Genomic DNA, 22,857 nt, shown 5'->3' with positions numbered 1-22,857 from the left:
TGCCGGTGAACCCGGGTTACCCGCCAACCCGCAGGCGCGCCATGTCCCGCAAGGGCGGCGCGCCAAACAGTCGGCTGTACTCACGGCTGAATTGAGACGGGCTTTCATAGCCGACTCGATACCCCGCCGCCGAAGCTTCCAGACCTTCGGCCAGCATCAAGCGCCGGGCTTCCTGCAGACGCAGCTGTTTCTGGTACTGCAAGGGACTCATGGCGGTCATCGCCTTGAAGCGGTGGTGCAGGGTCGACACGCTCAGGTTCACTTCCCGGGCCAGGTCATCGATGCGCAACGGCTGCACGAAATTGCCGTTGAGCCACTTGATGGCCTGGTTGACTCGGTGACCCTGGCTGTTGGCGGTGGCGATCTCGTACAGACGGTGGCCCTGGGGGCTGCGCAGCAGGCGATAGAGAATTTCCCGACGCACCAGCGGCGCGAGCATGGCGATGTCTTTCGGGGTGTCCAGCAGGCGGGTCAGGCGCAGCACGGCGTCCAGCATCGCCGGGTCCAGGCGCTCTACGTACAGGCCCCGTCCGGTGGGCCGGGCGGGCACGCCCAGAGGGCCGGCGTCGGCGATCAGTGCATTGATTTCCCCGGGGTCGATGTCCAGGCGCAGGGCCAGGATCGGCTCTTGCGGCGAAACGATCGCCACCTTGCCGCTCAGTGGCACGGAAACCGACACCACCAGGTAATTCAGCGGGTCGTAGTTGTAGCTTTCATCGGCCAGGCGCACTTCCTTGCGGCCCTGGGCCATGATGCACAGCGCCGGTTGCGCCAGCACCGAGCCGAAGTGATGGGAAGTGCTGTGGCGCGAGACAAACAGCGAGTCGATGGCAGTGGCATAGCTGCCATCTTCAGTGGTGTTGCGCGCAATGATCGCGGCCAGTTCTACGCGCTGGCGTTCCATCTCCGGAGCCAGGGGCGGCGGCAGGGTATCCAGTGATGACATGGGGCGCCTCGGGGTGTTTGCAGTCGACACAGCTTAAGTTTGTGCAAGAGTCGCGGGTAGGCGAATTCTGCGTAAAACTTGCCTGATCCTGCTGCTTGCGCGCGAGATAGACAAGATGAGCCGATGCTCGGGGGCTTCACTTGCTTGAAACACCGTTGTAACGCTTCTGTGCCCTGTCGCCGCCCATGCGCTGCAGCAGCGGGCTTGTCGCAGGATTGGGCAAATCAACGGCAGAAATCGACTAACGCGCAAGTGGGCCCGCCCCGTATCGTTGATTCTGTCGCAGCCCGTCCCCGGCTGCCTCGACAACACCCTGGGAGGGTTCCACATGTCCACGCATATTCCCGTCAGTCACATGGCTTTTGTTCGGGCCCGGGCCGGGCGCTCCACTGAGTTGGGTGCGCGCTTGAGCAGCCTGATCGAACCATCGCGCCAGGCCAGCGGTTGCCTGCACTTTGCTCTGCAGCATTCGCAGTGCGATGCCGACCTGTGGCTGGTGTCCGGCTTCTGGAGCAGCCAGCAGAGCATGACCGCCTATTTCAACTCGCCAACCATGGCCATCTTCGCCGAGCTGGTGCAGGACCTGGTGGTCAACAGCCTGGACTTCCACACCTTCAGCACGGTGTCGGCGCTTGAGGCTCATGGAGAGTACGCGCAGCTACAGCGTGCGCCGCTGCACAAGCTGGCCAGTTGAAGGTTTAGAATGGCCGACTTTCCATTGGCCAGGATCAGCAACATGGCACGTAAAGAGTTTGCACACTACGAAGCAGTTTCCGCTGTGGTTCCAGGGGAGGGGGGATACAGCGCAGCGATCGCCGTCAAAGCCCTGGGCGCTTCAGGGGCTCCACGCTTTCATAAAGTCCTGGTTGAGCAGACATTCAAGACCGCTCACGAAGCCGACCAGGCTGCCGCGCAACACCTCGAACAGCTGGCCGACGTCGATCAAGACGGCGAACTGAGCTTTCACCGTCACTGAGTCGCCGAACTACCTGACCGCTCCTGGGCGGTGCATCTTGAACAGGGCTTCTGGTCCCAACTGGAAGTAGTCCGCCGGTCCGCCGCCGCGCAGAATGGGTTCTGCCGCGGCGGTATCGTAGATCCCGTCCTTGAGCAGCCACTTGGCGATATGCACGGCGACCACTTCGCCGAGGATCAGCCAGCTCGGCACCGGCTCCTTGTCCGCACGCTGCAACTGAATGATCTGGGTGACCTTGCATTCGAAGGACACCGGGCTCTGGGCAACCCGGGGCACGCTGATGATCTTCGAGGCCACGGTCTTCAACCCGGCCAGTTCGAACTCGTCGACCTCGGCGGGGACCGCGGCGCAGCTCTGGTTCATCTGCTCGGCCAAGGGCCGGGTGGCCAGGTTCCAGGCGAACTCTCCGGTGGCCTCGATGTTATTCAGGCTGTCTTTGCGCCCGACGCTGGAGAACCCGATGATCGGCGGAATGTAGTTGAAGGCATTGAAGAAACTGTAAGGCGCCAGGTTCAGCCGGCCTTGTGCATCCTGGGAAGAAATCCAGCCAATGGGACGCGGGCCGACGATGGCATTGAACGGGTCATGGGGCAGGCCGTGGCCTAGGGCAGGTTGGTAAAAGTGGATATCGTCGGACATGGCTCAAGGTTCCTGCTGTGGGGCGAGTGAAGGGCGCCATAGTGCAGTGCGCTCTGGTCGAATTCCAGCGTCCGGGCCTCGGTTGATCCAGGGGGCGAAAGATTTTCCTCGGCCAGAAAAGACTAAGCCCGGCCGAAGCCGGGCTGTGGTGTCAGGTGAATCGATCAACTGATGGTGGCGGAACCGGTGCGGTCATAGCCGTCGGCAGCGAGGGTGGCGGAACCGGTGCGGTCGTAACCGTCGGCAGCGAAGGTAGCGGAACCGGTGCGGTCGTAGCCGTCTTCAGCGAGGGTGGCGGAACCGGTGCGGTCATAGCCATCGGCAGCGAAGGTGGCGGAGCCGGTGCGGTCGTAGCCGTTTTCAGCGAGGGTGGCGGAACCGGTGCGGTCATAGCCGTCGGCAGCGAAGGTGGCGGAGCCGGTGCGGTCATAGCCGTCGGCAGCGAGGGTGGCGGAACCGGTGCGGTCGTAACCGTCGGCAGCGAAGGTAGCGGAGCCGGTGCGGTCGTAGCCGTTTTCGGCGAAGGTGGCGGAACCGGTGCGATCGAAACCGTCAGCGGCGAAGGTATTGGCAGTCAGTACCGACAGGGTCAGGGCGAGGATCAGTTTGCTTTTCATGGTGGTGACTCCAGGTTTGTTGAGGTGTTTGCGTTGGGCTTGGAATGAATCCTACTCCTGTAAATTTGATTAAAAAGCGCAAATTAATGCTAATTAAAATCGAATTTACCGATATGTAGGCCGTCATTCCTGACCACCGATTACCGCACCCAGGCCTCACTACAGATACGTGCCAAGTCGCAACTTGGATTCACTGTCAGACTGCGCATGCGTCATTAACTGATCATTAATTGTTCAGGTGGCGGATAAAACAGCACAAAAAACCTTCAGTGGTTCTTTCAGCCAGCCCCATGACGAGACTCACTCGTAGGCGTCGCCGTGAGTTTCCTTGCCCGTGAACAAACTCCCCCAGATCACTCAGGCCTTCTGGGTCATGAACATCGGCGCGACGATCCCGGATAACACCGCAGGTGATCTGTCGTTGATGGCCCGGCCGTTTGGCGCGAATGTGCGCGACTTCCTCAGCAAGCCCCATGAAAAGGGTGGCCTGGACTTCGGCATCATCGGCTCGTTGGCGGGATTGGCGGGGATTGTGTTGGTGATGATCGTGGGGGCGACCTGGGCCCAGAACCGCTATGGGTGCCAGGGCATCGCCGCACTTGCCTGATCTGTTGATCATCTGTAGGAGCCGGCTGGCCGGCGAAAGCCTCCCCACAGATCGCGCAAAAAGCGCCCGGGCCTTGCACCCGGGCGCCGTTTTTCTATCAGTCGGTCTCGATCCGCGAATGCTTGCGGGTGTCCTTCATGGTCGCGTAGACCAGCAACGAACAGGCAATACAGGCGGTGACGTACCAGTAGTAGCCGGTTTCCATGCCGATGCTCTTGAACCACAGGGCGATGTATTCCGCGGTGCCGCCAAAGATCGATACGGTCAGCGCGTAGGGCAGGCCCACGCCCAGGGCACGGATTTCAGTGGGGAACAGCTCGGCCTTCACCACCGCGTTGATCGAGGTGTAGCCACTGACGATGATCAGTGCCGCCATGATCAGGAAGAACGCGCCCCACCAGGTCTGGATGGTGTGCAGGGTGGTGAGGATCGGCACGGTGAACAGGGTGCCGAGGATGCCGAAGGCAATCAGGATCGGCCGCCGGCCCACCTTGTCCGAGAGTGCACCGATCACCGGCTGCAGGCACATGAACAGGAACAGCGTGGCGGCAGAAATGGTGGTGGAGTCGGAAATGCTCATGCCGACGGTGTTCACCAGGTATTTCTGCATGTAGGTGGTGTAGGTGTAGAAGGCCAGGGTGCCGCCCATGGTCAGGCCGACCACGGTCATCAGTTCCTTGGGATGACGCATCAGGGTGCGCATCAGGCTTTCTTTTGGCTTCTCTTTCTTCTTGGTGAAGGACTCGGTTTCTTCCATGCCGCGACGCAGGTACAGGGCCACGACCGCACACAGGGCACCGATGCCGAACGGAATCCGCCAGCCCCAGGATTGCAGCTCCTCGGTGGTCAGAATGTTCTGCAGCACGATCAGTACTCCCAGGGCGATGAGCTGACCGGAGATCAGGGTCACGTACTGGAAGCTGGAGAAGAAGCCGCGACGTTCCTTGGTCGCCATCTCGCTGAGGTAGGTGGCCGAGGTGCCGTATTCACCGCCCACCGACAGGCCCTGCATCAGGCGCGCCAGTACCAGCAGGATGGGGGCGCCGACGCCGATGGTTTCGTAACCCGGGGTCAGGGCAATGATCAGCGAGCCGAAGCACATCAGCAGCACCGAAGCCATCAGCGCGGCTTTACGGCCTTTGCGGTCGGCGTACAGGCCCATCAGCCAGCCACCGATCGGGCGCATCAGGAAGCCCACGGCGAAGATCGCGGCGGTGTTCAGCAGTTGTGCGGTGGTGTCGCCCTTGGGGAAGAAGACTTTGGCGAAGTACAGCGAGAATGCCGCGTAGACGTACCAGTCGTACCACTCGACCATGTTGCCCACGGAACCGCTGAAGATCGACTTCAGGCGGCTGGCGGTGGTCTTTTCGGTGGCGGATGCAGCCGCCGACCCGGCAGGCAGGGTATTAGAGATATCCATGACGGACCCTTCTATTCATTGTTTTTGTGGAGCGCGCGCAAGCGCAGCCTGCTGGGGCTATAGCAGGACCTGTGCCAAGGACAAGAGGCCCGGGCTAGAGGGGTTTGATCGGTGGTGATGAGCGGAAATCCGCCTATGGGTGCCTGTGGGGTAGGCGGGAAATTGCCGAAAGGTGCGCGGCACCTGGGAGGCGCGTTCGGGCGGTTTGCCGTTTGCGGGTGTGGGTGGGGCTGCACCTGGCTTGAGGGCCTGTTCGCCGGCAAGCCGGCTCCTACAGGCGGGGGTTATGGGTCTTTGAGGAACATTTCCCGGGTCAGGCCGTGACGCTGCATTTTTTCATTCAGGGTCCGGCGCGGCAGTTGCAGTTCGTTGAGCACGGCCTTGATCTCGCCCTTGTGGCGAGTCAGGGCTGCGCGCAGGCACTGGGCTTCGAAGGCTTCTTGCTGCGCGGCCAGGGATTGGCCGGCTTCGAGGACTTCGGCTTCCGGCTCCCCGAGGCCCAGCACCTGACGCTCGGCGGCGTTGGCCAGTTCGCGCACGTTGCCTGGCCAGTCGTGACTGAGCAGGCGGCTCAACTGGGCGCCACTCAAGGGCGCGACGCTGCGCCCCAGGCGCTCGGCGGCGGCCTGGGCGAAGTGTTCGTAGAGCTGTGGAATATCCTCGCGGCGCTCACGCAGTGGCGGCAGGCGCAGTTCGGCGACGGTCAGGCGATAGGCCAGGTCTTCGCGAAAGCGTCCGGCTCGGGCCTCCTCCAGCAGGTCGGGCTTGGTGGCGGCGATCACCCGCAGGTCGACCTTGATGCTCTGGTTGGAACCCAGGCGTTCCAGTTTCTGCTCCTGCAGCACCCGCAGCAGCTTGACCTGCTGGGCCAGGGGCATGCTTTCGATCTCGTCGAGAAACAGCGTGCCGCCATGGGCGTACTCCAGCTTGCCGATGCGCTTGCCCTGGGCGCCGGTGAAGGCGCCGCTTTCATGGCCGAACAACTCGGCCTCGAACAGCTGCTCGGGGATCGCTGCGCAGTTCAGGGCGACAAAGGGCTTGCCGGCCCGGGGACCGAAGTCGTGCAGGCAGCGGGCGATCAATTCCTTGCCGCTGCCGGTTTCACCTCGGATCAGCACATTCACGGGCAAGGCGGCCAGATCCAGTACCTGGCGGCGCAGGGTCTGCAGGGCTCGGGACATGCCGAGCAGGGTGGCGTCGAGCTTGGCCCGGCTGTCAGCCTGCTGGTGCAGGCGACGGTTTTCCAGGACCAGGCGGCGTTTGTCCAGGGCCCGGCGCAGGCTGCTGAGCAGGGTGTCGGGGCTGAAGGGTTTTTCCAGGAAATCATAGGCACCGTCGCGCATGGCCTCGACCGCCATGGGCACGTCACCGTGACCGGTCAGCAGGATGATCGGCAGGTCGGGGTCCAGGCGCTGGACCTGGGCCAGCAGCTCCAGGCCGCTGATACCGGGCATGCGCACATCGCTGAGGATCACCCCGGGGAAGTTCTTCGGCAGTTGCGCCAGGCAATCCTCGGCGCGGCTGAACAGCTGGACCTCGAACCCCGACAGGCTCAGCCATTGTTCGACGGCGGTACGGATGCTGGCCTCGTCATCCACCACGATTACCGAGTTCAGCATTGGATGTGCGCCTCCAGATCGATGGGCAGGCTGAGAGTGAACACCGCGCCCTGATCCTGGTTGGCGGCGCTCAAGCGTCCCCCCAGTTCATGGACGATGGCGTAGGACACGGCCAGCCCCAGGCCCAGGCCATCGCCCACCGGCTTGGTGGTGAAGAACGGGTCGAACACGCTCAGCAGGTGCTCTTCGGCGATCCCGCCGCCGTTGTCGGCGACCCGCAGTTGCCACAATTGGTCCTCGGCTTCGAGGCTGATCTGCAGGTGCTTTTCAGGCTTGTTCTGCATGGCGTCGAGGGCATTGCGCAGCAGGTTGATCAGCACCTGCTCCAGGCGGATGGCATCACCGCGAACCCAGGCCGGGCGGGTCAGGTGCAGCTCGATCTGGATGTTTTCGGCACGCAGCCGGGTTTCCAGCAACTGCAGCGACTGGTCCACCACCGCAGCCAGATCCAGGCGTTCGCGCAGGCCGCTGGGGCTCTTGCGGGCGAAGGTCTTGAGGTGGCTGGTAAGGGCGGCCATGCGGGTCAGCATGTCGTCCAATGGTCGCAGGGCTTTGTAAGCCTCATCCACCCGGCCGTGATCCAGCAGCAGCCGCAGCGTGGCAAGCTGCATGCGCTGGGCGGTCAGGGGTTGGTTGATTTCATGGGCCAGGGCCGCGGACATCTGCCCCAGGGCGGCCAGCTTGGCCGATTGCACCAGGCCTTCCTGGGCGGTGCGCAGATCCCGAGTGCGTTCCTGGACCAATTGCTCCAGCTCTTCACGGTTGCGTTGACGGATTTTCCCCAAGCGCCAGCGTTGGCTGAGGAACAGCAACAGGAACACCAGGGTCAGCCAGGCACCGGCGGCCGCCAGCCCGGCATTGCGGCTTTCCTCGAAAGCGCTGGCCGGCTTGCGCAGCAGGTGCAGGGTCCAGCCTTCGGCGGTCAGTGGCAGGGATTCCCAGAGATAGTTGGCCACGCCCTCGGGGCCTTCGACCTGGACCAGTCTGCTGTTGTCGTCGAATATTTGCAGGGTCGTATGTTGCAGCGCCGTCAGCGGTTGCTTGTCGTACTGACGGGTCAGCTTGATCTCCGCCAGGTCGTTTGCGGACAGCGGTTGCAACTGCCGGTAACGCCAGCCGGGCTGGTTGGCGATAAAGATGATGCCCCGGGCGTCGCTCACCAGCAGGGTGTCGTTGCCCTGGCTCCATTCATGCTCCAGTTCGGGGAACTCCAGCTTGACCACCATGGCCCCGAGGAAGTCCTCGTTGTCGGCCTTGACCGCGCTGGAGAGGAAATACCCCGGAATGCCGCTGGTGACGCCCACGGCGTAGAAACGCCCGCTGCCCTGGCTGCGGGTCTGCTTGAAGTAGGGGCGAAAACCATAGTTGTGGCCGACATAGCTGCTGGGCAGTCGCCAGTTGCTGGCCGCCACGGCCAGGCCTTCATGATTCAGCAGTTCCAGGGTCGAGGAGCGGGCGGCGCCGTTGATCTTTTCCAGTTTGCGGTTCAGTGCATCCTGGGTGTCTGCCGTCACCGGGCCCTGAAGTGCCGAACGCAGTTCCGGGTCCAGGGCCAGCACCGCTGGCAGGGCGCGATAGCGTTCGATCAGGGTGTGCAGCGAGTTGGCATACAGCCCTAGCTGTTCATTGGCTCGGGCGGCATCCTCCACCAGCGTCTGGCGTTCGGCGTGGCGCATGGCCAGGCCGGCGCTGATGACGGTGCCAGCGAGAATAACCAGGATATAGAACGTCAAGCGGAGAGGGCGAGAGATCTGGGCCATGAGTCGGGGCAGGCTGCAATGGGGGCGGGAACGATAGCATGAGCGACGGGTGGAACGTTGATCGCCGACAGTGTCGCGAAAGGGCGCGGCATAAAAAAAGCGACGGGCTGTTGTCTCAACAGTACCGCCGCTTTGGCCAAACGTGAGAAGGGCTTACTGCACTTCTACCGCCAGGCTGTCACTGATCTTTTTCTGCCAGATGGCAGGACCTGTGATGTGGACCGACTCGCCCTTGCTGTCGACGGCGACGGTCACTGGCATGTCCTTGACCTCGAACTCGTAGATCGCTTCCATGCCCAGTTCGGCGAAGGCCAGGACCTTGGACTTCTTGATCGCCTGGGCCACCAGGTAGGCGGCGCCGCCGACGGCCATCAGGTACACGGCCTTGTTGTCCTTGATCGCGTCGATGGCGGTCGGGCCACGCTCGGACTTGCCGATCATGCCCAGAAGGCCGGTCTGCTCGAGGATCTGCCGGGTGAACTTGTCCATCCGCGTGGCAGTGGTCGGGCCGGCCGGGCCCACCACTTCGTCGCCCACCGGATCAACCGGGCCGACGTAGTAGATGAAGCGACCCTTGAGGTCTACCGGCAGGGTTTCACCCTTGTTCAGCATCTCCACCATGCGCTTGTGCGCCGCGTCGCGACCGGTGAGCATCTTGCCGTTGAGCAGCACGGTCTCGCCCGGCTTCCAGCTTTGCACGTCTTCCGGGGTCAGGGTGTCGAGGTTGACCCGACGTGCCGACGGACCGGCTTCCCAGACGATTTCCGGGTAGGCGTCCAGAGGTGGCGCTTCCAGTGCGGCCGGGCCCGAGCCGTCGAGCACGAAGTGCGCGTGACGGGTGGCGGCGCAGTTGGGGATCATGCACACCGGCAGGGAGGCGGCGTGGGTCGGGTAGTCCATGATCTTCACGTCGAGCACCGTGGTCAGGCCACCCAGGCCCTGGGCGCCGATGCCCAGTTGGTTGACCTTCTCGAACAGCTCCAGGCGCATTTCTTCAATGCGGTTGGACGGGCCGCGAGCCTTGAGCTCGTGGATGTCGATGGATTCCATCAACACTTCCTTGGCCATCACCGCAGCCTTCTCGGCGGTGCCGCCGATGCCGATGCCCAGCATGCCCGGTGGGCACCAGCCGGCACCCATGGTCGGTACGGTCTTGAGGACCCAGTCGACGATAGAGTCGGACGGGTTGAGCATGGCCATCTTCGATTTGTTCTCGGAGCCGCCGCCCTTGGCCGCCACGTCCACTTCCACGGTGTTGCCGGGAACGATGGAGTAGTGGATCACCGCCGGGGTGTTGTCCTTGGTGTTTTTCCGGGCGCCTGCCGGGTCGGCCAGGATGGAAGCGCGCAGGACGTTTTCCGGCAGGTTGTAGGCGCGACGCACGCCTTCGTTGATCATGTCGTCCAGGCTCATGGTGGCGCCGTCCCAGCGCACGTCCATGCCCACGCGAACGAACACGGTGACGATCCCGGTGTCCTGGCAGATCGGCCGGTGGCCGGTGGCGCACATGCGCGAGTTGATCAGGATCTGTGCCATGGAGTCACGAGCGGCCGGCGATTCCTCGCGCAGGTAGGCCTCGTGCATCGCCTGGATGAAGTCCACGGGGTGGTAGTAGGAAATGAACTGCAGGGCGTCGGCAACGCTCTGAATCAGGTCGTCTTGCTTGATCACGGTCATGAGTCGCGCTCCTCTAAAAGACGGGAACATTTAATAAGGTGGCTGCAGCAGGGTGTATCGGTCGGTTGCAGACACCTTCTAAGGCACGCCGGACAGACAACTGGCGCGACGCTAAAAAGGCGCGGCAGTATACCGCGCCTGGGGGCCCGGCACACCCGCCAGCCGGGCAAACGAAAGTCGCCCATCGGATGGGCACTGTTCTTGCCTGAATCAGCGGCAAAACCGCAGAACACGGCTTAAAATTTGGATAGTCATTTGCCGGGCGCAGCACTAAAGTTGCAACTGGCCAGCAGGGTAGGAAACTCTTTAAGCCTCCTTTCTCACGGTGAGTCAACGATTGACCCATAAAGCCATCCAGAGCTTGTTACTCAAGCGCTTCACCATTGCTGCGGGCACCTACGGACTGATCCTGCTGCTGTTCTGGCTGGCGGTTCTCGCGGGGCACTATCGCGCCTCCACCAGCAGTGCGCTGTTGGCCTCGGGGTTGGTGTTGGCCACTCAGGGCCTGCTGTGCTGGGTGTTCATCAGCGGGCGCAACCTGCGCTTTGCCGACCCCAGCCTGACTGAAGTCCAAGTGGTCCTGGGCATTGCCTGGCAGACCTGGCTGATCGCCCACCTGGATCAGGCCCGGGGCGCTTTCCTGGTGTTCTATATCCTGCCGCTGCTGTTCGGCCTGTTCCATTTATCCCGCCGGGCCTACCTGCGTTGCGCGGCGCTGATCTTCTTCTGTTTTGCCGGGGTCAACCTGTGGGACGGCTATCGCTTTGTCCTCGACGATCCCCAGCTGGCGGCGCTGCAAGTCTGTGTGCTGCTGGTGATACTGGTGTGGATGTGCCTGTACGCTGCCTATGTCCAGGCGTCGCGTTCGCGCATGCGGCAGCGGCGTTTTGCCTTGCAGGCCCATCAGGACACCTTGCGGGGGATGATGCGGCAACTGGAAGATCTGGTGGCTACCGATGAGTTGACCGGGCTGTTCAATCGCCGGCACTTCCTGCGTATCGCCAGCCGTGAGTTGCAGGCCATGGACCAGGAGCAGATGCATGGGCTGGCGCTGATCGACCTGGATCATTTCAAGCGCATCAACGATCTTCACGGCCATGCGGCAGGAGATCAGGTGCTGCAGGCGTTCGCCGCGGTGGCCACGGCCTGCCTGCGGGACGGTGATGTACTGGCCCGCTACGGCGGTGAGGAGTTTGTGGTGCTCCTGCCCGACTGTGATGCCGAGCGCCTGACCTCCTGTTGCGAGCGTCTGCGCCTGGCCTTCATGGAGGTGCAACTGGTGGGCCTGAATGTGCGTGACCTGAGCCTGTCGGCAGGGATGACCCTGCTGCAGGCCGGTGATGATCTGGACAATGCCCTGCAACGCGCCGATCAGGCGCTGTACCGGGCCAAGCGCGACGGCCGCAATCGTTGTTCCGCCGCCTGGGAAAACCTCGATGCCTGAATTGACCGTGGGCAGCCGGCGCTGGTCGGTGGCACCCGCAAGCAACCTGCTGGATGCCTTGAATCAGGCCGGTGTGGCGGTGCCCTACAGTTGTCGCGCCGGCAGTTGTCATGCCTGCCTGGTGCATTGCGTCCAGGGCCTGCCCAACGACAGTCGGCCGGATGCCCTGAGCGATGAACAGCGCCGCCGCGGCTGGCGCCTGGCCTGCCAGTGCCAGGTGGTGGAGGACCTGCAGGTCGAGACTTTCGATCCGTTGCGCGATGGCCGGCCAGCCCAAGTGGTCGGGCTCGACTGGCTATCGCCCACAGTCCTGCGCTTGCGTCTGCAACCTGAGCGGCCATTGCGTTATCGCGCCGGCCAGCACCTGGTGCTGTGGACCACCAGCCAGATCGCCCGGCCGTATTCCCTGGCCAGCCTGCCGGAAGAGGACCGCTTCCTGGAGTTTCATCTGGACTGCCGGCATCCGGGACAATTCAGCGACGCCGCACGCCAGTTGCAACTGGGCGACCCGATCCGCCTGGGCGAGTTGCGCGGTGGCGCCTTGCACTACGATCCGGACTGGCAGCAGCGACCGCTCTGGCTGCTGGCCTCGGGAACCGGCCTGGCGCCCTTGTTCGGGGTGTTGCGCGAAGCCTTGCGTCAGGATCACCAAGGCCCTATCCGCATCATTCACCTGGCCCATGACGCCACCGAGCATTACCTGGCCAAACCCTTGGCAGCCCTGGCAGCGAACCGTCCCCAGCTGAGTGTGGAGCTGTGGCAGGGGGCGCAGCTGACGACGGCCCTGGCGCAACTGCGACTTGTTTCCCGGCAAACCCAGGCCTTACTCTGCGGGCACCCCGACAGTGTCGATGCCTTTGCCCGACGCCTGTATCTGGCGGGGCTGCCGCGCAATCAACTGCTGGCCGATGTGTTCCTGCCCCGTGGTTGAGCGCTGATTTTTCCAGAGCGAGATCTTCATGACCGATGCCATCGAGCTGCAACGCGAGGGCGGGCTGCTGACCCTGCGCCTGAACCGCCCCGACAAGAAAAACGCCCTGACCCGTGCCATGTACAGTCGTCTGGCGCAAGCCCTGGCCGAGGCGGACGCCGATCCGCAAATCAATGCCCTGCTGATCTGCGGCAGCAGTGAATGCTTTACCGCCGGCAACGACATCGTCGACTTCCTGCAACAGCCGCCCAGGGACCTCGACAGCCCGGTGTTCCAGTTCATGCGCAACCTGCTCGATTGCCGCAAGCCGGTGGTGGCTGCGGTGGCCGGCGCGGCCGTGGGCATTGGCACCACCTTGTTGCTGCACTGCGATCTGGTCTATGTCAGCCGTGATGCACGGTTGCGCATGCCGTTCGTCAACCTCGGGCTGTGCCCGGAATTTGGCTCGAGCCTGATCCTGCCGCGCTTGCTGGGACAGGCCAAGGCCGCTGAGTTGTTGCTGCTCGGCGAAGGCTTCAGCGGTGAACAGGCGGCGGCCTGGGGCATTGCCACTGCGGCCCTGGGAGATGGCGCGGCAGCCCTGGCCAAAGCCAGGGAGGCGGCATTGCGTTTCAGCCAACTGGCGCCGGAGGCGGTGCAAGTGAGCAAGCGCCTGATGAAGGCTCCCTACCGTGAGCAACTGCGCCAGGTAATAGAAGAAGAGGGCGCGCAGTTCACTCAGCGCCTGCGTTCACCAGAAGCCATCGCCGCCTTGTCGGGTTTTTTCGCCAAAGGCTGACACCTGTCGCTACAGGGAAGGACGGACATAAAAAAGCCCCGGGGTTTCCACCACCGGGGCTTTTGCGTTCAGCGAGCCAGGGCTCAGACCATCGGGTCGCCAACGTGCAGGATCTTCATGCCATTGGTGCCGCCGGTGGTGTGGTAGCTGTCGCCCTTGGTGAGAATCACCCAGTCGCCTTTCTCTACTACGCCGCGCTTGAGCAACTCGTCGATCGCAGCCTGGCTGACCTGCTCAGGCGGCAGGGAAGCCGGATCGAACGGGATGGTGTAGACGCCGCGGAACATGGCTGCACGCGCCTGGGTTTCACGGTGCGGGGAGTAGGCATAGATCGGCACCGAGGAACGGATGCGCGACATGATCAGCGGGGTGTAGCCGCTTTCGGTCAGGGCGATGATGGCCTTCACGCCCGGGAAGTGGTTGGCGGTGTACATGGCGGCCAGGGCGATGCTCTGGTCGCAGCTTTCGAACACCTTGCCCATGCGGTGGCTGGAGGTCTTGCTGGTGGGGTGTTTTTCCGCACCGACACAGATCCGCGCCATGGCCTGGACCGCTTCCAGCGGGTAGGCACCGGCGGCGCTTTCTGCCGAGAGCATGACCGCGTCGGTGTAGTCGAGCACGGCGTTGGCCACGTCGGACACTTCGGCACGGGTCGGCATCGGGTTCTGGATCATCGACTCCATCATCTGGGTCGCGACGATCACTGCCTTGTTGTGGCGGCGCGCGTGAAGAATGATTTTCTTCTGGATGCCCACCAGCTCGGCGTCGCCGATTTCCACACCCAGGTCGCCACGGGCCACCATCACGGCGTCACTGGCGTTGATCAGGCCGTCGAGGGTTTCGTCGTCGGCCACGGCTTCGGCGCGTTCGATCTTGGCCACCAGCCAGGCCGTACCACCGGATTCGTCACGCAGTTTGCGCGCGTATTCCATATCGGCAGCGTCGCGAGGGAAGGACACGGCCAGGTAGTCGACTTGCATTTCGGCGGCCAGCTTGATGTCGGCCTTGTCTTTCTCGGTCAGGGCCGGAGCGGTCAGGCCGCCGCCACGACGGTTGATGCCTTTGTGGTCGGACAGCGGGCCGCCGACGGTCACCACGCAGTGCAGCTCGGTGGCGGTGGCGGTTTCCACGCGCATCACCACACGGCCGTCGTCCAGCAGCAGCTCGTCATTGACGCCGCAGTCCTTGACCAGATCCGGGTAGTCGATGCCGACGATGTCCTGGTTGCCTTCGGTTAGCGGGTGCACGGTGGAGAAGGTGAACTTGTCACCGATCTTCAGTTCGATACGCTTGTTGGCGAATTTGGCGATGCGGATTTTCGGGCCTTGCAGGTCGCCGAGGATGGCCACAAAGCGGCCGTGCTTGGCGGCCAGGTCGCGGACCAGTTGGGCGCGAGCCTTGTGCTCGTCCGGAGTGCCGTGGGAGAAGTTCAGACGGGCAACATCCAGGCCCGCGAGAATCAACTGTTCGAGAACTTCCGGCGAGTTACTGGCTGGGCCAAGGGTGGCAACGATTTTGGTACGACGAACGGACATGCACGGACTCCTGAGTTCAAGCGCAACGAGAGGCTACTATGCTCCGAAGTTGTAGTCATTGTTCGTTTGCACTACTTATTGCTTTGTTTGTTTACCGCAACAACCTTGAAGATTTTTGCCGATGAGTCGATACACTGCACAAGACAGGAGATACCCCATGCGATTCGTACTCATTGCTATCTTGGCCGTCAGTGTTGTCGGCTGCACCCGCTGGTCCATGAACCATCATTTGAATAACGCCTACCGCGCTTATGACCGCGGCAACTGCGAGAGCGTGATGCTCGAGTTGAGCCAGGTCGACCGCAACAGCCGTGCGCGGCCTTACATCCAGCCGGAAGTGTCGATGCTGCGCGGGCAATGCCTGGAGCGGCAGAAGTTGTTTGTCGATGCGGCGCAGACTTATCAGTTCATCATTACCCAGTACCCCAGCAGCGAATACGCCTACCGTGCTCGTGCCCGCCTGGACACCTTGCAGCAACTGGGGCATTACCCGGCAAACGGTGCAGCACAAGTTCGCCGTACAGCGTTGTAAGCGATACCGGTCAGGGGCAGTGTAATTGCCCCTCGCGCTTGAGCTAACATTTGTACAGGTTGTTCGAACACTGCACGGTTCCTGCCTGGCGCAGTGGCGTTGAAATCCTTGTGAAGATTTTCCTCGCACCTCGAATCCGGGAGAACGAGCCGCTACTCAAGGCCCGTTCCGAAGCACTAGTGCGGTCATGCTTAATGACCTTTCATAGCGATACCCAGCATGTTCACGGAACCTCGGATCGAGCGGCATCAACTGCCGTCCTACTTGAAAGTCTTCAACCGGTTTACCGACAAGCCTGTCGGTTACCTGGGCAATATTTCCGCTGACGGGCTGATGTTGATCAGCCAGTTGCCGATGCTGATCGGTGCCGAGTTCGAGCTGCGGGTGAAAGTCCCCGGCAGTGATGGACAGACGCAGTTCATCGATTTCAGCGCCTGTTGCCTGTGGTGCCATGAGGACCTGACCCCTCACCAGTACGACAGCGGTTTCAGCCTGCTGCGGGCGACCGCCGAATTCGCTGAACTGGAGCAGGCCTTGCGGCACTACTTCAGCTTCCATCCGTTGCAGACATCGGCCTGAATGTCGCGGCAGCCCACTACAGGCTGCCGGCTTTCTTCCAGCTCAGATACCGGCTGACCAGCTCCGCCCCCAGCTCGCCTGGACGGGCGTCGAGCAGGGCGATGCCGTGGGCGCTCAGGCGTTCATGCAGTTCGGCCCGGCTATTGAGGTAGTTCACGGCGGCGCTGTAGATCAGCGCCTCGGGCAAGGTCTGTACTGGGCTTTGGCGCAACTGATCGAGCACTTCCTCGCGCAGGCTGGCCACCAGTACCCGGTGCTGGCGGCTGATGCGTTTGACTGCAGTCAGCAACTCCTGGTCGTCTTCATCCCGCAGGTTGGTGACCAGTACCACCAGCGCCCGACGCTTCTGCCGCGCCAGCAATTCACTGGCTGCAGCCTGGTAGTCGGCTGGACGCTGGCTGGTGTCCAGGTCGTAGACGCCGTTGAGCAGCACACTCAGTTGGGCCGAGCCCTTGACTGGCGCAAGGTAGCGCGAGCGTTCTCCGGCAAAACTGTAGAGGCCTACTGCATCCCCCTGGCGCAGCGCGACATAGCTGAGCAGCAGGCAAGCGTTGAGGGCATGGTCGAAGTGCGCCAGCTCGCCGTCCTGGCTGCGCATGCGGCGTCCGCAGTCGAGCATGAAGATGATCTGCTGGTCGCGTTCGTCCTGATACTCCCGGGCGATGGGCGTGCGCTGGCGGGCGGTGGCTTTCCAGTCGATCTGTCGCAGGCTGTCGCCTTCGCGAAACTCCCGCAGTTGATTGAACTCCAGGCCCAGCCCGCGGCGTTGCAACTGGCGCACACCGAGTTGGCTGAGCCAGTTGTCCACTGCCAGCAACTGCGCGCCATAGAGGCGGGCGAAGTCCGGGTAGACCCGCGAGCTGTCGTGGACTTTCAACCGTCGTCTGGCGCTCCACAGGCCCAAGGGGCTGGGCAGGCTGACTTCACACTGGTGGAAGTTGAAATGCCCTCGTTGCAGCGGTCGCACGCTATACCCCACACGGCTGACCTGGCCCGGCTCCAGGCTCACCGATTGTGGCAGGTGCTCAAAGCTCAAGCCCTGGGGCGGATGGTCGAACAGTTGCACCTCAAGCGCTTGCCGATAAGGGTGGCGGATCTCCAGTTGCACTTCGCTCCAGCGTCCCAGTGGCAGGCTGCCGGGCAACTGACGCTGTATTTCGGGCGACGCCAGGCGCGACAAGCGCAGGGCATCCAGCAGCGCCAGCAGCAACAGCGCCAGCAACAGGCCCCAGGCGATCGAGTCCAGGCGCGGCACCGCCTCGATACCCAGGGCACGCACCGTTCCCAGAAGGATGTACAGGCCGGTCAGGGTGCCCAGCCAGATCAGCAACAGACGAGTCGGCTTCATCAGTGTGGGCGGCTCACAGGCGCGGTGCCGGAATCTGCTCAAGCATCTGCTTGAGCACCTGTTCCACCGACAGCCCTTCGATATCCAGCTCCGGAGCGACCCGTACCCGATGCCGTAGCACGGCCAGGGCGCAGCCCTTGATGTCATCCGGGATCACGAATTCGCCGCCCCGCAGCAGGGCCCGGGCCCGGGCTCCGCGCACCAGGGCAATGGAGGCACGCGGGCCAGCGCCCAGTGTCAGTCCCGGCCAGCTGCGGGTGGCCCTGGCCAGGCGCACGGCATAGTCGAGCACCTGTTCGTCCAGGGGCAGTTCACTGGCGATGCGCTGCAGGGCCAGCACGTCCTTGGCCTGGAGCACGGTACGCAGGGGCTGTACATCAAGCATGTCGGCGCGGGTCGAGCGAGCCACCTGGCGAACCATGTTCAGCTCCTCCTCGGCGTCCGGGTAGTCCATCCGCAACTTGAGCATGAAACGGTCCAGTTCGGCTTCCGGCAGCGGGTAGGTGCCTTCCTGCTCGATGGGGTTTTGGGTCGCCAGGACCATGAATGGCTGGGCGATGGGCAGGGCCCGGCCTTCCAGGGTCACTTGGCGTTCCTGCATGGCTTCCAGCAGCGCGGCCTGGGTCTTGGCCGGGGCGCGGTTGATTTCGTCCGCCAACAGCAGATTGGTGAACAGCGGACCCTTGCGCAGTTTGAACTGCTCGGTCTGCAGGTCGTACACCGCGTGGCCGGTGACATCGCTGGGCATCAGGTCCGGGGTGAACTGGATGCGTGCAAACTCTCCGCCAAAGCAGCGGGCCAGGGCCCGTACCAACAGTGTTTTGCCCAGACCTGGGACGCCTTCGAGCAACACGTGGCCACCGGCGATCAGCGCCGTCAGCACATCATCGATCACGGCCTCCTGGCCGATCACCACCTTCTGCAGTTCCTGGCGCACCGCCTGCGCCAGCTGGCTGGCCCGTTGCCGCTGCTGGGCCGCATGGACCTGGGGCTGAGGCGCCTCGGAGGAGTCAAGGGATTCGACGGGTTGTTCGCTCATAGGGCATTCCTGAGAGTTTGCAGGTGGGCGACCTGGTGGCTGAAATCAGCACCGGAAAGGCGCTGCCCGGACACCGGTTGCAGGGCTTGGCGCACAGCATCGACAGGCTGCTGGCTGAGCAGGGCGAGGACGTCCCACTGGGCTTCGGGTTCCAGTTGTTCGAAACCCGGATGGCGACGTCGTGCCCGGCGCCGGATATCCAGTTGCAGGGCCTGCAGCAGTGGGCCCTGGCCGCCATGGCGCAGGATGAAATCGGCACTGGCGCGCAGGTGTTCACGCAGTTGACGCCGGGCCTTGGGGGCCGGCGCCAGCAAAGGCCCCTGGCGGCTACCGGCCTGCCACAGCCACAGGCCGATCAACAGCGCCAGGGCTACCAACGCTTGGGGAAAATAGCGCCAGAGCAATTGCCACAGGCTCGGGTGGTCGGTGTTGAACAGCAGGGTCACGGCCGTATCGGTATTGAGGTACCACAGCAGCCAGGCGTTGTCGTACAGGCCGATGGCCGGGGTTTTCCAGATGTCGGCGTCGGTCAGCACGGTGACCGAGCCCTGGCCGTAGTCGAGCTGGATCATGTGGGTGGCCACGCCGCTGTTGGCCCAGGACTGGGCCAGGCTGTCAGGGTCGTCCAGGTGGAAGGCGGTGTCGAAGCCGATGTAGGCCGGGGCCTGTTCGTCTTCCAGATAGACTTTGGTCAGCTTTGGAAAGGCGTCGTTGGCTTCCTGTTCCGGCGGCTCCTCGAGGTCTTCACTGAGCTGTTGATGGATCTGCACCCGATCCAGCAGCAGGTCACCGCTTTGCTGGGTGTCATCGTCCCACAGGGCTTCGGCGACAAAAATCAGCCGGCCACCGGCACGGGCCCAATCCAGCACCTGGTCGGCCTGGCGCGGGCTCATGTTCGAGCGCTCCCCCAGCAACAGCAGGCTGTTGCCGGCGGGCTTCAAGGTGGCCAGTACTTCCAGGCCGTTGGCGTGATCGACCTTGAGGCCGCGTTCGCGCATAAACATCTCGGCGGCCAGGTAGGGATTGGCGCGGGCTTCGGGCGACGGGCCGTGATCGACGAGTTCCTGATAGGGCGTGGCGTGGCGGTACAGGTAGTAGCCGGCGGCTCCCAGTACCAGGACCAGCAACAGGGCCAGGCTGCCCCAAAGATAGCGCTTCATGCTGGCGCTCCTGGGCCGAACAGACTGCGCCAGGCGTCGCACAGTTGCGGCTGCAGATCGGCGCCGGGAATCCGGTGACCGTAGGCCATGTTCTGCCAATGCTCCGTCAGTTCGCGGCTGAAGGCTTCCAGGGGCGGTTGTTGCAAGGTCTTGATCCGCTCCAGTACCTGGCCTTCGGTATCGGCCACGCTCAGGGGCAGATGAAAGTCTTCCAGCAGGCGACTGAGCAGTGCCCTGTAAAGCAGGCCCAGGGCCTCCCGGGGCTGGCTGGACCAGAGCTCCTCGGCGCGGGCAGCCACATCCGCAGGCAAGGTTTCGCTGCTGACGTCCAGGCCGAACAGTTGCTGGGGGATCGCGGCGGGGCGTTTTTTGCGCGGTAGCGGACGGCGGCTGACAAAGGCTCGCAGCCAATCGCGGTAGCGCCAGATCAGCCAGCCCAGGGCCCCTAGCAGCAAGGCCCAGAGGAGGATTTCCAGGCCCTTGGCGAGGCTACCGAAACTGTTGTTGTCGAGGTTCTCAAGCAGGCTCTTGAGCCAGCCCGGCGGCTTGTCCTTGGCGTCTTTCTTCTGTGCCTGCTCTTCGCCGAAGCGGTAGCGGGTGACCGACTCCTGGTTCTTGAACGGCGGCTTTTCCAGGATGCCCTGGATGCTGTCCTTCGAGGCTTTGCTGGTCAGCGGTTGCTGCAGCAGTCGTGGCGCTTCGGGGCCAGCCACGGAACTGCTGGGAGTGGCTGCCCAGATCGATGCGCCCGGCATCGCCAGCATCAGGCCGGTCACCAGCAGCAGCGCCGCGACGCCCGCCAGACGCTGGCGCAGGCGGCGGAAAACCAGTTCGATGTCCCAGGCCTCTAGCTCGGTGCGGCGGTTGAGGTACAGGCTGAAGCCACAGGCCACGTAGATGGGCTCCCAGATCACCAGGACCAGAGCGTAGAAGGCGTTGGTCAGGTGTTCCAGCCAGAACCAGTCCTGCTGGGCGGCGATGACCAGGCTCTGCCAGCTCCAGTCCAGTTCGATCTGTTGCGGCAGCAGCAGGTAGAACAGCACCATCAACCCGATCCACAAGGCGCCTTCCAGGTGCATGCCGATCAGGGTCAACCAGCGTGCGGCCCCGGCATTGCGCTGCAGCAGGACCGCCAGGCGTTGTTGCCGGGCATCGCCACTCAGGCCTTCAAGTTGCACCACCGGCATGACAAAGCTGCGGCTCATGCTGAAGCGGCGCCAGGTCAGGCTGGCCAGCAATTGTGGCTTGAGCAGGCGTGGCCACTGCCTCAGCGCCTCTGCCAGGCTTGGGGTTTCACCGAACAGGGCTTTGGAGAGGATGAACAGTGGCAGGCGTTCGAAGGCCGGTTTCAGCCACCAAAACAACAGCACTGCCAAGGATGGGGATTGCCACAGCAGCAGGCTCAGCAGGGCGAACACCGGCAGGCTGACGATGGCCCAGCTGGTCATCAGCAGGCGCCGGTGACGCTGGCTCAGCAGTATCCCCAGGTCCATGGCTTCCCAGGGGTTGCGTGGGCGGATCGTCACGCTGGCGTCACTCAGGCGCATGGGATTCACGTCCGGCCAGGGTCAGGTACGCCACCACCAGGCTCCACAGGGCGGCGCCGACGCTGTATTTGATCCAGGGCGCGGGCCAGGTCATGGAGGACCAGTAGGCTTCGATAAAGGCCGCGATCAGCAGGAATACGATAACCCCGTAGACCAATTGCACGCTTATCCGCGCAGCCTGCAACAGGGCTTCGCCGCGGCTCAGGCGACCGGGGGCGATCAGTGCCCAGCCCAGTTTCAACCCGGCCGCACCGGACAGGGCAATGGCGCTCAGCTCGAAGGCGCCATGGCCGATGACGAAGGGCCAGAAGGTCTGGCCGAAGCCGATCTGGGTCAGGTGGCCGGCGATGGCGCCGATCATCAGGCCGTTGAAAAACAGGAAGAACACGCTACCCAGGCCAAACAGCAGGCCGCTGGCGAAGGTCTGAAAGGCGATGCCGATGTTGTGCATGATGTAGTAGCCGAACATCACCCAGTCCTGGCTTGAGGCGCGTTCGGCGACCCGTCCCAGGCGTCCGTCGGTGGGCTCGTACATGCTCTGCATTTCCGACACCTGCTCCGGGCTCACCAGGCTATAGACCAGTTCGGGGTAGAGGTACACCAACAGGCCGATACCCAGCAGGCTGCCGAAGAACAGCAGGCTGGCGATCAGTACCAGGCGCCACTCCTGGCGCACCAGACGCGGAAAACCGGCCAGTATGAAGCCCAGGACGTTGGCGCTGATGGCGGTGCGTTGCCGGTACAACTGCTGATGGCCGCGCAATGCCAACTGCTGCAATGGATCGATCAGGTAACTGCTGTAACCGCGCTCCTGGGCCAGGGCCAGGTGCTGGCACAGGCGGCGGTAGTCCTGGACGAAGTTCTGGCAGTCCTCGGCTTTGACCCGGCGTCGCTCCAACTGGTCCAGCAGATGCTCGAACTGTTGCCATTGCGCCTGATGACGGTTCTCAAAAAGGCTTTGTTTCATGTCGTTCCCAGAAAACCGCGGGCGATGCCGTTGAGTTCGGCAGTGGCCTGGGCGGTGGGTACATGCAGCGGTTGTGCGAGGATCGCCGCCAGTTCCCGGGTGCGCTCGGCCGACAGTTGATTCTGACGTTCGGCAAACCCGAGAATCGCCCGTTGTTCGTTCAGGCTCAGGGCAAAAGGCGCGGAGCGGGGGACGGCGGGTGGCAGTTCCGGGCGCTTGACCGACTGCTCGCGATAGATCACCAGGGTGCCGGCGGCCAGGTCGCCCAGGCGCTTGAAGGTCGGATGCTGCAGGCAACTGATCGCGCCAAGGAAGTAGCCGAACGGCAACATGTCGGCAAAGCGCAGCAGGTTGCGGGTCAGGGAGGCGCTCCAGCCAATGGGGGTGCCATCGTCCTGAACCACTCGCAGTCCCATTATTTGCTTGCCGGGAGAGCGGCCCTGGTTCAGCACCTCGAACAGCACCATGTACCACCAGCTGATCAGAAATAGCAGGATCGAACCGAGACCGATGCCGATCTCGCCGAAAAAGCCCAGCACAATGAACAGCAGGCCCAACACCAGCCCGCGGATGCCCAGATCGAGGGCAAACGCCAGGGTACGCACCAGCAATCCCGCCGGTCGCAGCGGCAGATCGATGCCCTCGGGGGTTTCGACCTGATACCGCGTATCCAGTGGCGGGTGCAGCGATGCGTTCCTTGGCGTTGCTGTCGTCTCAAGCATGGGCAACTTTGGGG

Annotated in this window: 21 protein-coding genes and 1 pseudogene; 8 read left to right on the top strand and 14 right to left on the bottom strand. The window is 63.2% G+C overall.

All coding sequences use genetic code 11. The annotated features are described in order from the left end of the window. Positions 1–16: 16 nt before the first annotated feature. A complete protein-coding gene (locus tag WIN67_RS23875; RefSeq protein ID WP_102860520.1) occupies positions 17–946 on the bottom strand; it encodes an AraC family transcriptional regulator in 930 nt (309 codons plus the stop codon). 328 nt (positions 947–1,274) lie between these two features. On the opposite strand from WIN67_RS23875, the gene WIN67_RS23870 reads away from it, so the two are divergent. Beyond that, positions 1,275–1,640 carry a putative quinol monooxygenase gene (locus tag WIN67_RS23870; RefSeq protein ID WP_102880714.1) on the top strand — a complete coding sequence of 122 codons (366 nt, stop codon included), beginning with the start codon at positions 1,275–1,277 and terminating at the stop codon, positions 1,638–1,640. 9 nt (positions 1,641–1,649) lie between these two features. After that, entirely contained in the window at positions 1,650–1,922 is a 273-nt protein-coding gene (locus tag WIN67_RS23865; RefSeq protein ID WP_339070115.1) for a hypothetical protein, read from the top strand. 9 nt (positions 1,923–1,931) lie between these two features. On the opposite strand, the gene WIN67_RS23860 is transcribed toward WIN67_RS23865, so the two are convergent. Both WIN67_RS23860 and WIN67_RS23855 read right to left on the bottom strand, forming a co-directional pair. After that, entirely contained in the window at positions 1,932–2,561 is a 630-nt protein-coding gene (locus tag WIN67_RS23860; protein WP_123394079.1) for a flavin reductase family protein, read from the bottom strand. A 164-nt stretch (positions 2,562–2,725) separates the two neighbouring features. After that, entirely contained in the window at positions 2,726–3,178 is a 453-nt protein-coding gene (locus tag WIN67_RS23855) for a heme utilization protein (RefSeq protein ID WP_339070114.1), read from the bottom strand. 421 nt (positions 3,179–3,599) lie between these two features. Here WIN67_RS23855 and WIN67_RS23850 point away from each other — a divergent pair. Then, positions 3,600–3,785: pseudogene (locus tag WIN67_RS23850) on the top strand (hypothetical protein); the annotation flags it as partial. Between the two features lie 97 nt (positions 3,786–3,882). Here WIN67_RS23850 and WIN67_RS23845 read toward each other — a convergent pair. From WIN67_RS23845 to WIN67_RS23830, 4 genes are all read right to left on the bottom strand, one after another. Then, complete coding sequence (locus WIN67_RS23845) at positions 3,883–5,205, bottom strand: MFS transporter (protein WP_047305837.1); 1,323 nt, start codon at positions 5,203–5,205, stop codon at positions 3,883–3,885. 284 nt (positions 5,206–5,489) lie between these two features. Then, positions 5,490–6,824, bottom strand: a complete 1,335-nt coding sequence (locus tag WIN67_RS23840; RefSeq protein ID WP_110651394.1) for a sigma-54-dependent transcriptional regulator — start codon at positions 6,822–6,824, stop codon at positions 5,490–5,492. After that, on the bottom strand, positions 6,818–8,584 hold the full coding sequence (locus tag WIN67_RS23835) for an ATP-binding protein (RefSeq protein WP_339070113.1): 1,767 nt from the start codon (positions 8,582–8,584) through the stop codon (positions 6,818–6,820). The genes WIN67_RS23840 and WIN67_RS23835 overlap by 7 nt, the downstream gene beginning before the upstream one ends. Before the next feature lie 153 nt (positions 8,585–8,737). Continuing rightward, positions 8,738–10,261, bottom strand: coding sequence for a fumarate hydratase (locus WIN67_RS23830; RefSeq protein ID WP_102860526.1), 1,524 nt, complete (start codon positions 10,259–10,261; stop codon positions 8,738–8,740). A gap of 337 nt (positions 10,262–10,598) precedes the next feature. Between WIN67_RS23830 and WIN67_RS23825 the strand changes: the two genes are divergently transcribed. The 3 genes from WIN67_RS23825 to WIN67_RS23815 are packed head-to-tail and all read left to right on the top strand — an operon-like array spanning position 10,599 to position 13,414. Beyond that, the gene (locus WIN67_RS23825) at positions 10,599–11,705 is read left to right on the top strand and encodes a GGDEF domain-containing protein (protein ID WP_102880707.1); all 1,107 of its coding nucleotides are present in this window, start codon (positions 10,599–10,601) and stop codon (positions 11,703–11,705) included. Continuing rightward, complete coding sequence (locus tag WIN67_RS23820) at positions 11,698–12,636, top strand: iron-sulfur-binding ferredoxin reductase (RefSeq protein WP_102880706.1); 939 nt, start codon at positions 11,698–11,700, stop codon at positions 12,634–12,636. Before WIN67_RS23825 ends, WIN67_RS23820 begins: the two co-directional genes overlap by 8 nt. 28 nt (positions 12,637–12,664) lie before the next feature. Further along, positions 12,665–13,414, top strand: a complete 750-nt coding sequence (locus tag WIN67_RS23815; RefSeq protein ID WP_339070112.1) for an enoyl-CoA hydratase-related protein — start codon at positions 12,665–12,667, stop codon at positions 13,412–13,414. An 83-nt stretch (positions 13,415–13,497) separates the two neighbouring features. On the opposite strand, the gene pyk is transcribed toward WIN67_RS23815, so the two are convergent. Continuing rightward, positions 13,498–14,949 (bottom strand): pyruvate kinase, encoded by a 1,452-nt coding sequence (gene pyk, locus WIN67_RS23810; protein WP_016963242.1) that lies wholly within the window; start codon positions 14,947–14,949, stop codon positions 13,498–13,500. Positions 14,950–15,106: 157 nt separating this feature from the next. On the opposite strand from pyk, the gene WIN67_RS23805 reads away from it, so the two are divergent. Then, the gene (locus WIN67_RS23805) at positions 15,107–15,481 is read left to right on the top strand and encodes a hypothetical protein (RefSeq protein ID WP_102860530.1); all 375 of its coding nucleotides are present in this window, start codon (positions 15,107–15,109) and stop codon (positions 15,479–15,481) included. Positions 15,482–15,700: 219 nt separating this feature from the next. Continuing rightward, positions 15,701–16,060, top strand: coding sequence for a PilZ domain-containing protein (locus tag WIN67_RS23800; protein ID WP_102860531.1), 360 nt, complete (start codon positions 15,701–15,703; stop codon positions 16,058–16,060). A gap of 16 nt (positions 16,061–16,076) precedes the next feature. Here WIN67_RS23800 and WIN67_RS23795 read toward each other — a convergent pair whose 3' ends face one another. The 6 genes from WIN67_RS23795 to WIN67_RS23770 are packed head-to-tail and all read right to left on the bottom strand — an operon-like array spanning position 16,077 to position 22,843. Beyond that, entirely contained in the window at positions 16,077–17,408 is a 1,332-nt protein-coding gene (locus WIN67_RS23795; RefSeq protein ID WP_102880704.1) for a DUF58 domain-containing protein, read from the bottom strand. Positions 17,409–17,421: 13 nt separating this feature from the next. Next, a complete protein-coding gene (locus tag WIN67_RS23790) occupies positions 17,422–18,447 on the bottom strand; it encodes an AAA family ATPase (RefSeq protein ID WP_102860533.1) in 1,026 nt (341 codons plus the stop codon). Further along, complete coding sequence (locus tag WIN67_RS23785) at positions 18,444–19,607, bottom strand: DUF4350 domain-containing protein (RefSeq protein ID WP_273906802.1); 1,164 nt, start codon at positions 19,605–19,607, stop codon at positions 18,444–18,446. Before WIN67_RS23785 ends, WIN67_RS23790 begins: the two co-directional genes overlap by 4 nt. After that, complete coding sequence (locus WIN67_RS23780; protein ID WP_273906803.1) at positions 19,604–21,154, bottom strand: DUF4129 domain-containing protein; 1,551 nt, start codon at positions 21,152–21,154, stop codon at positions 19,604–19,606. Before WIN67_RS23780 ends, WIN67_RS23785 begins: the two co-directional genes overlap by 4 nt. Then, complete coding sequence (locus WIN67_RS23775) at positions 21,141–22,121, bottom strand: stage II sporulation protein M (protein WP_102880701.1); 981 nt, start codon at positions 22,119–22,121, stop codon at positions 21,141–21,143. The genes WIN67_RS23780 and WIN67_RS23775 overlap by 14 nt, the downstream gene beginning before the upstream one ends. Further along, a complete protein-coding gene (locus WIN67_RS23770; RefSeq protein WP_102880700.1) occupies positions 22,118–22,843 on the bottom strand; it encodes an RDD family protein in 726 nt (241 codons plus the stop codon). The genes WIN67_RS23775 and WIN67_RS23770 overlap by 4 nt, the downstream gene beginning before the upstream one ends. Positions 22,844–22,857 lie beyond the last annotated feature (14 nt).

Origin of the sequence: Pseudomonas idahonensis (genome assembly GCF_037903935.1) — a bacterium.
GTDB lineage: Bacteria > Pseudomonadota > Gammaproteobacteria > Pseudomonadales > Pseudomonadaceae > Aquipseudomonas > Aquipseudomonas danubii.
This window is presented reverse-complemented; position numbering and strand designations above follow the sequence as displayed.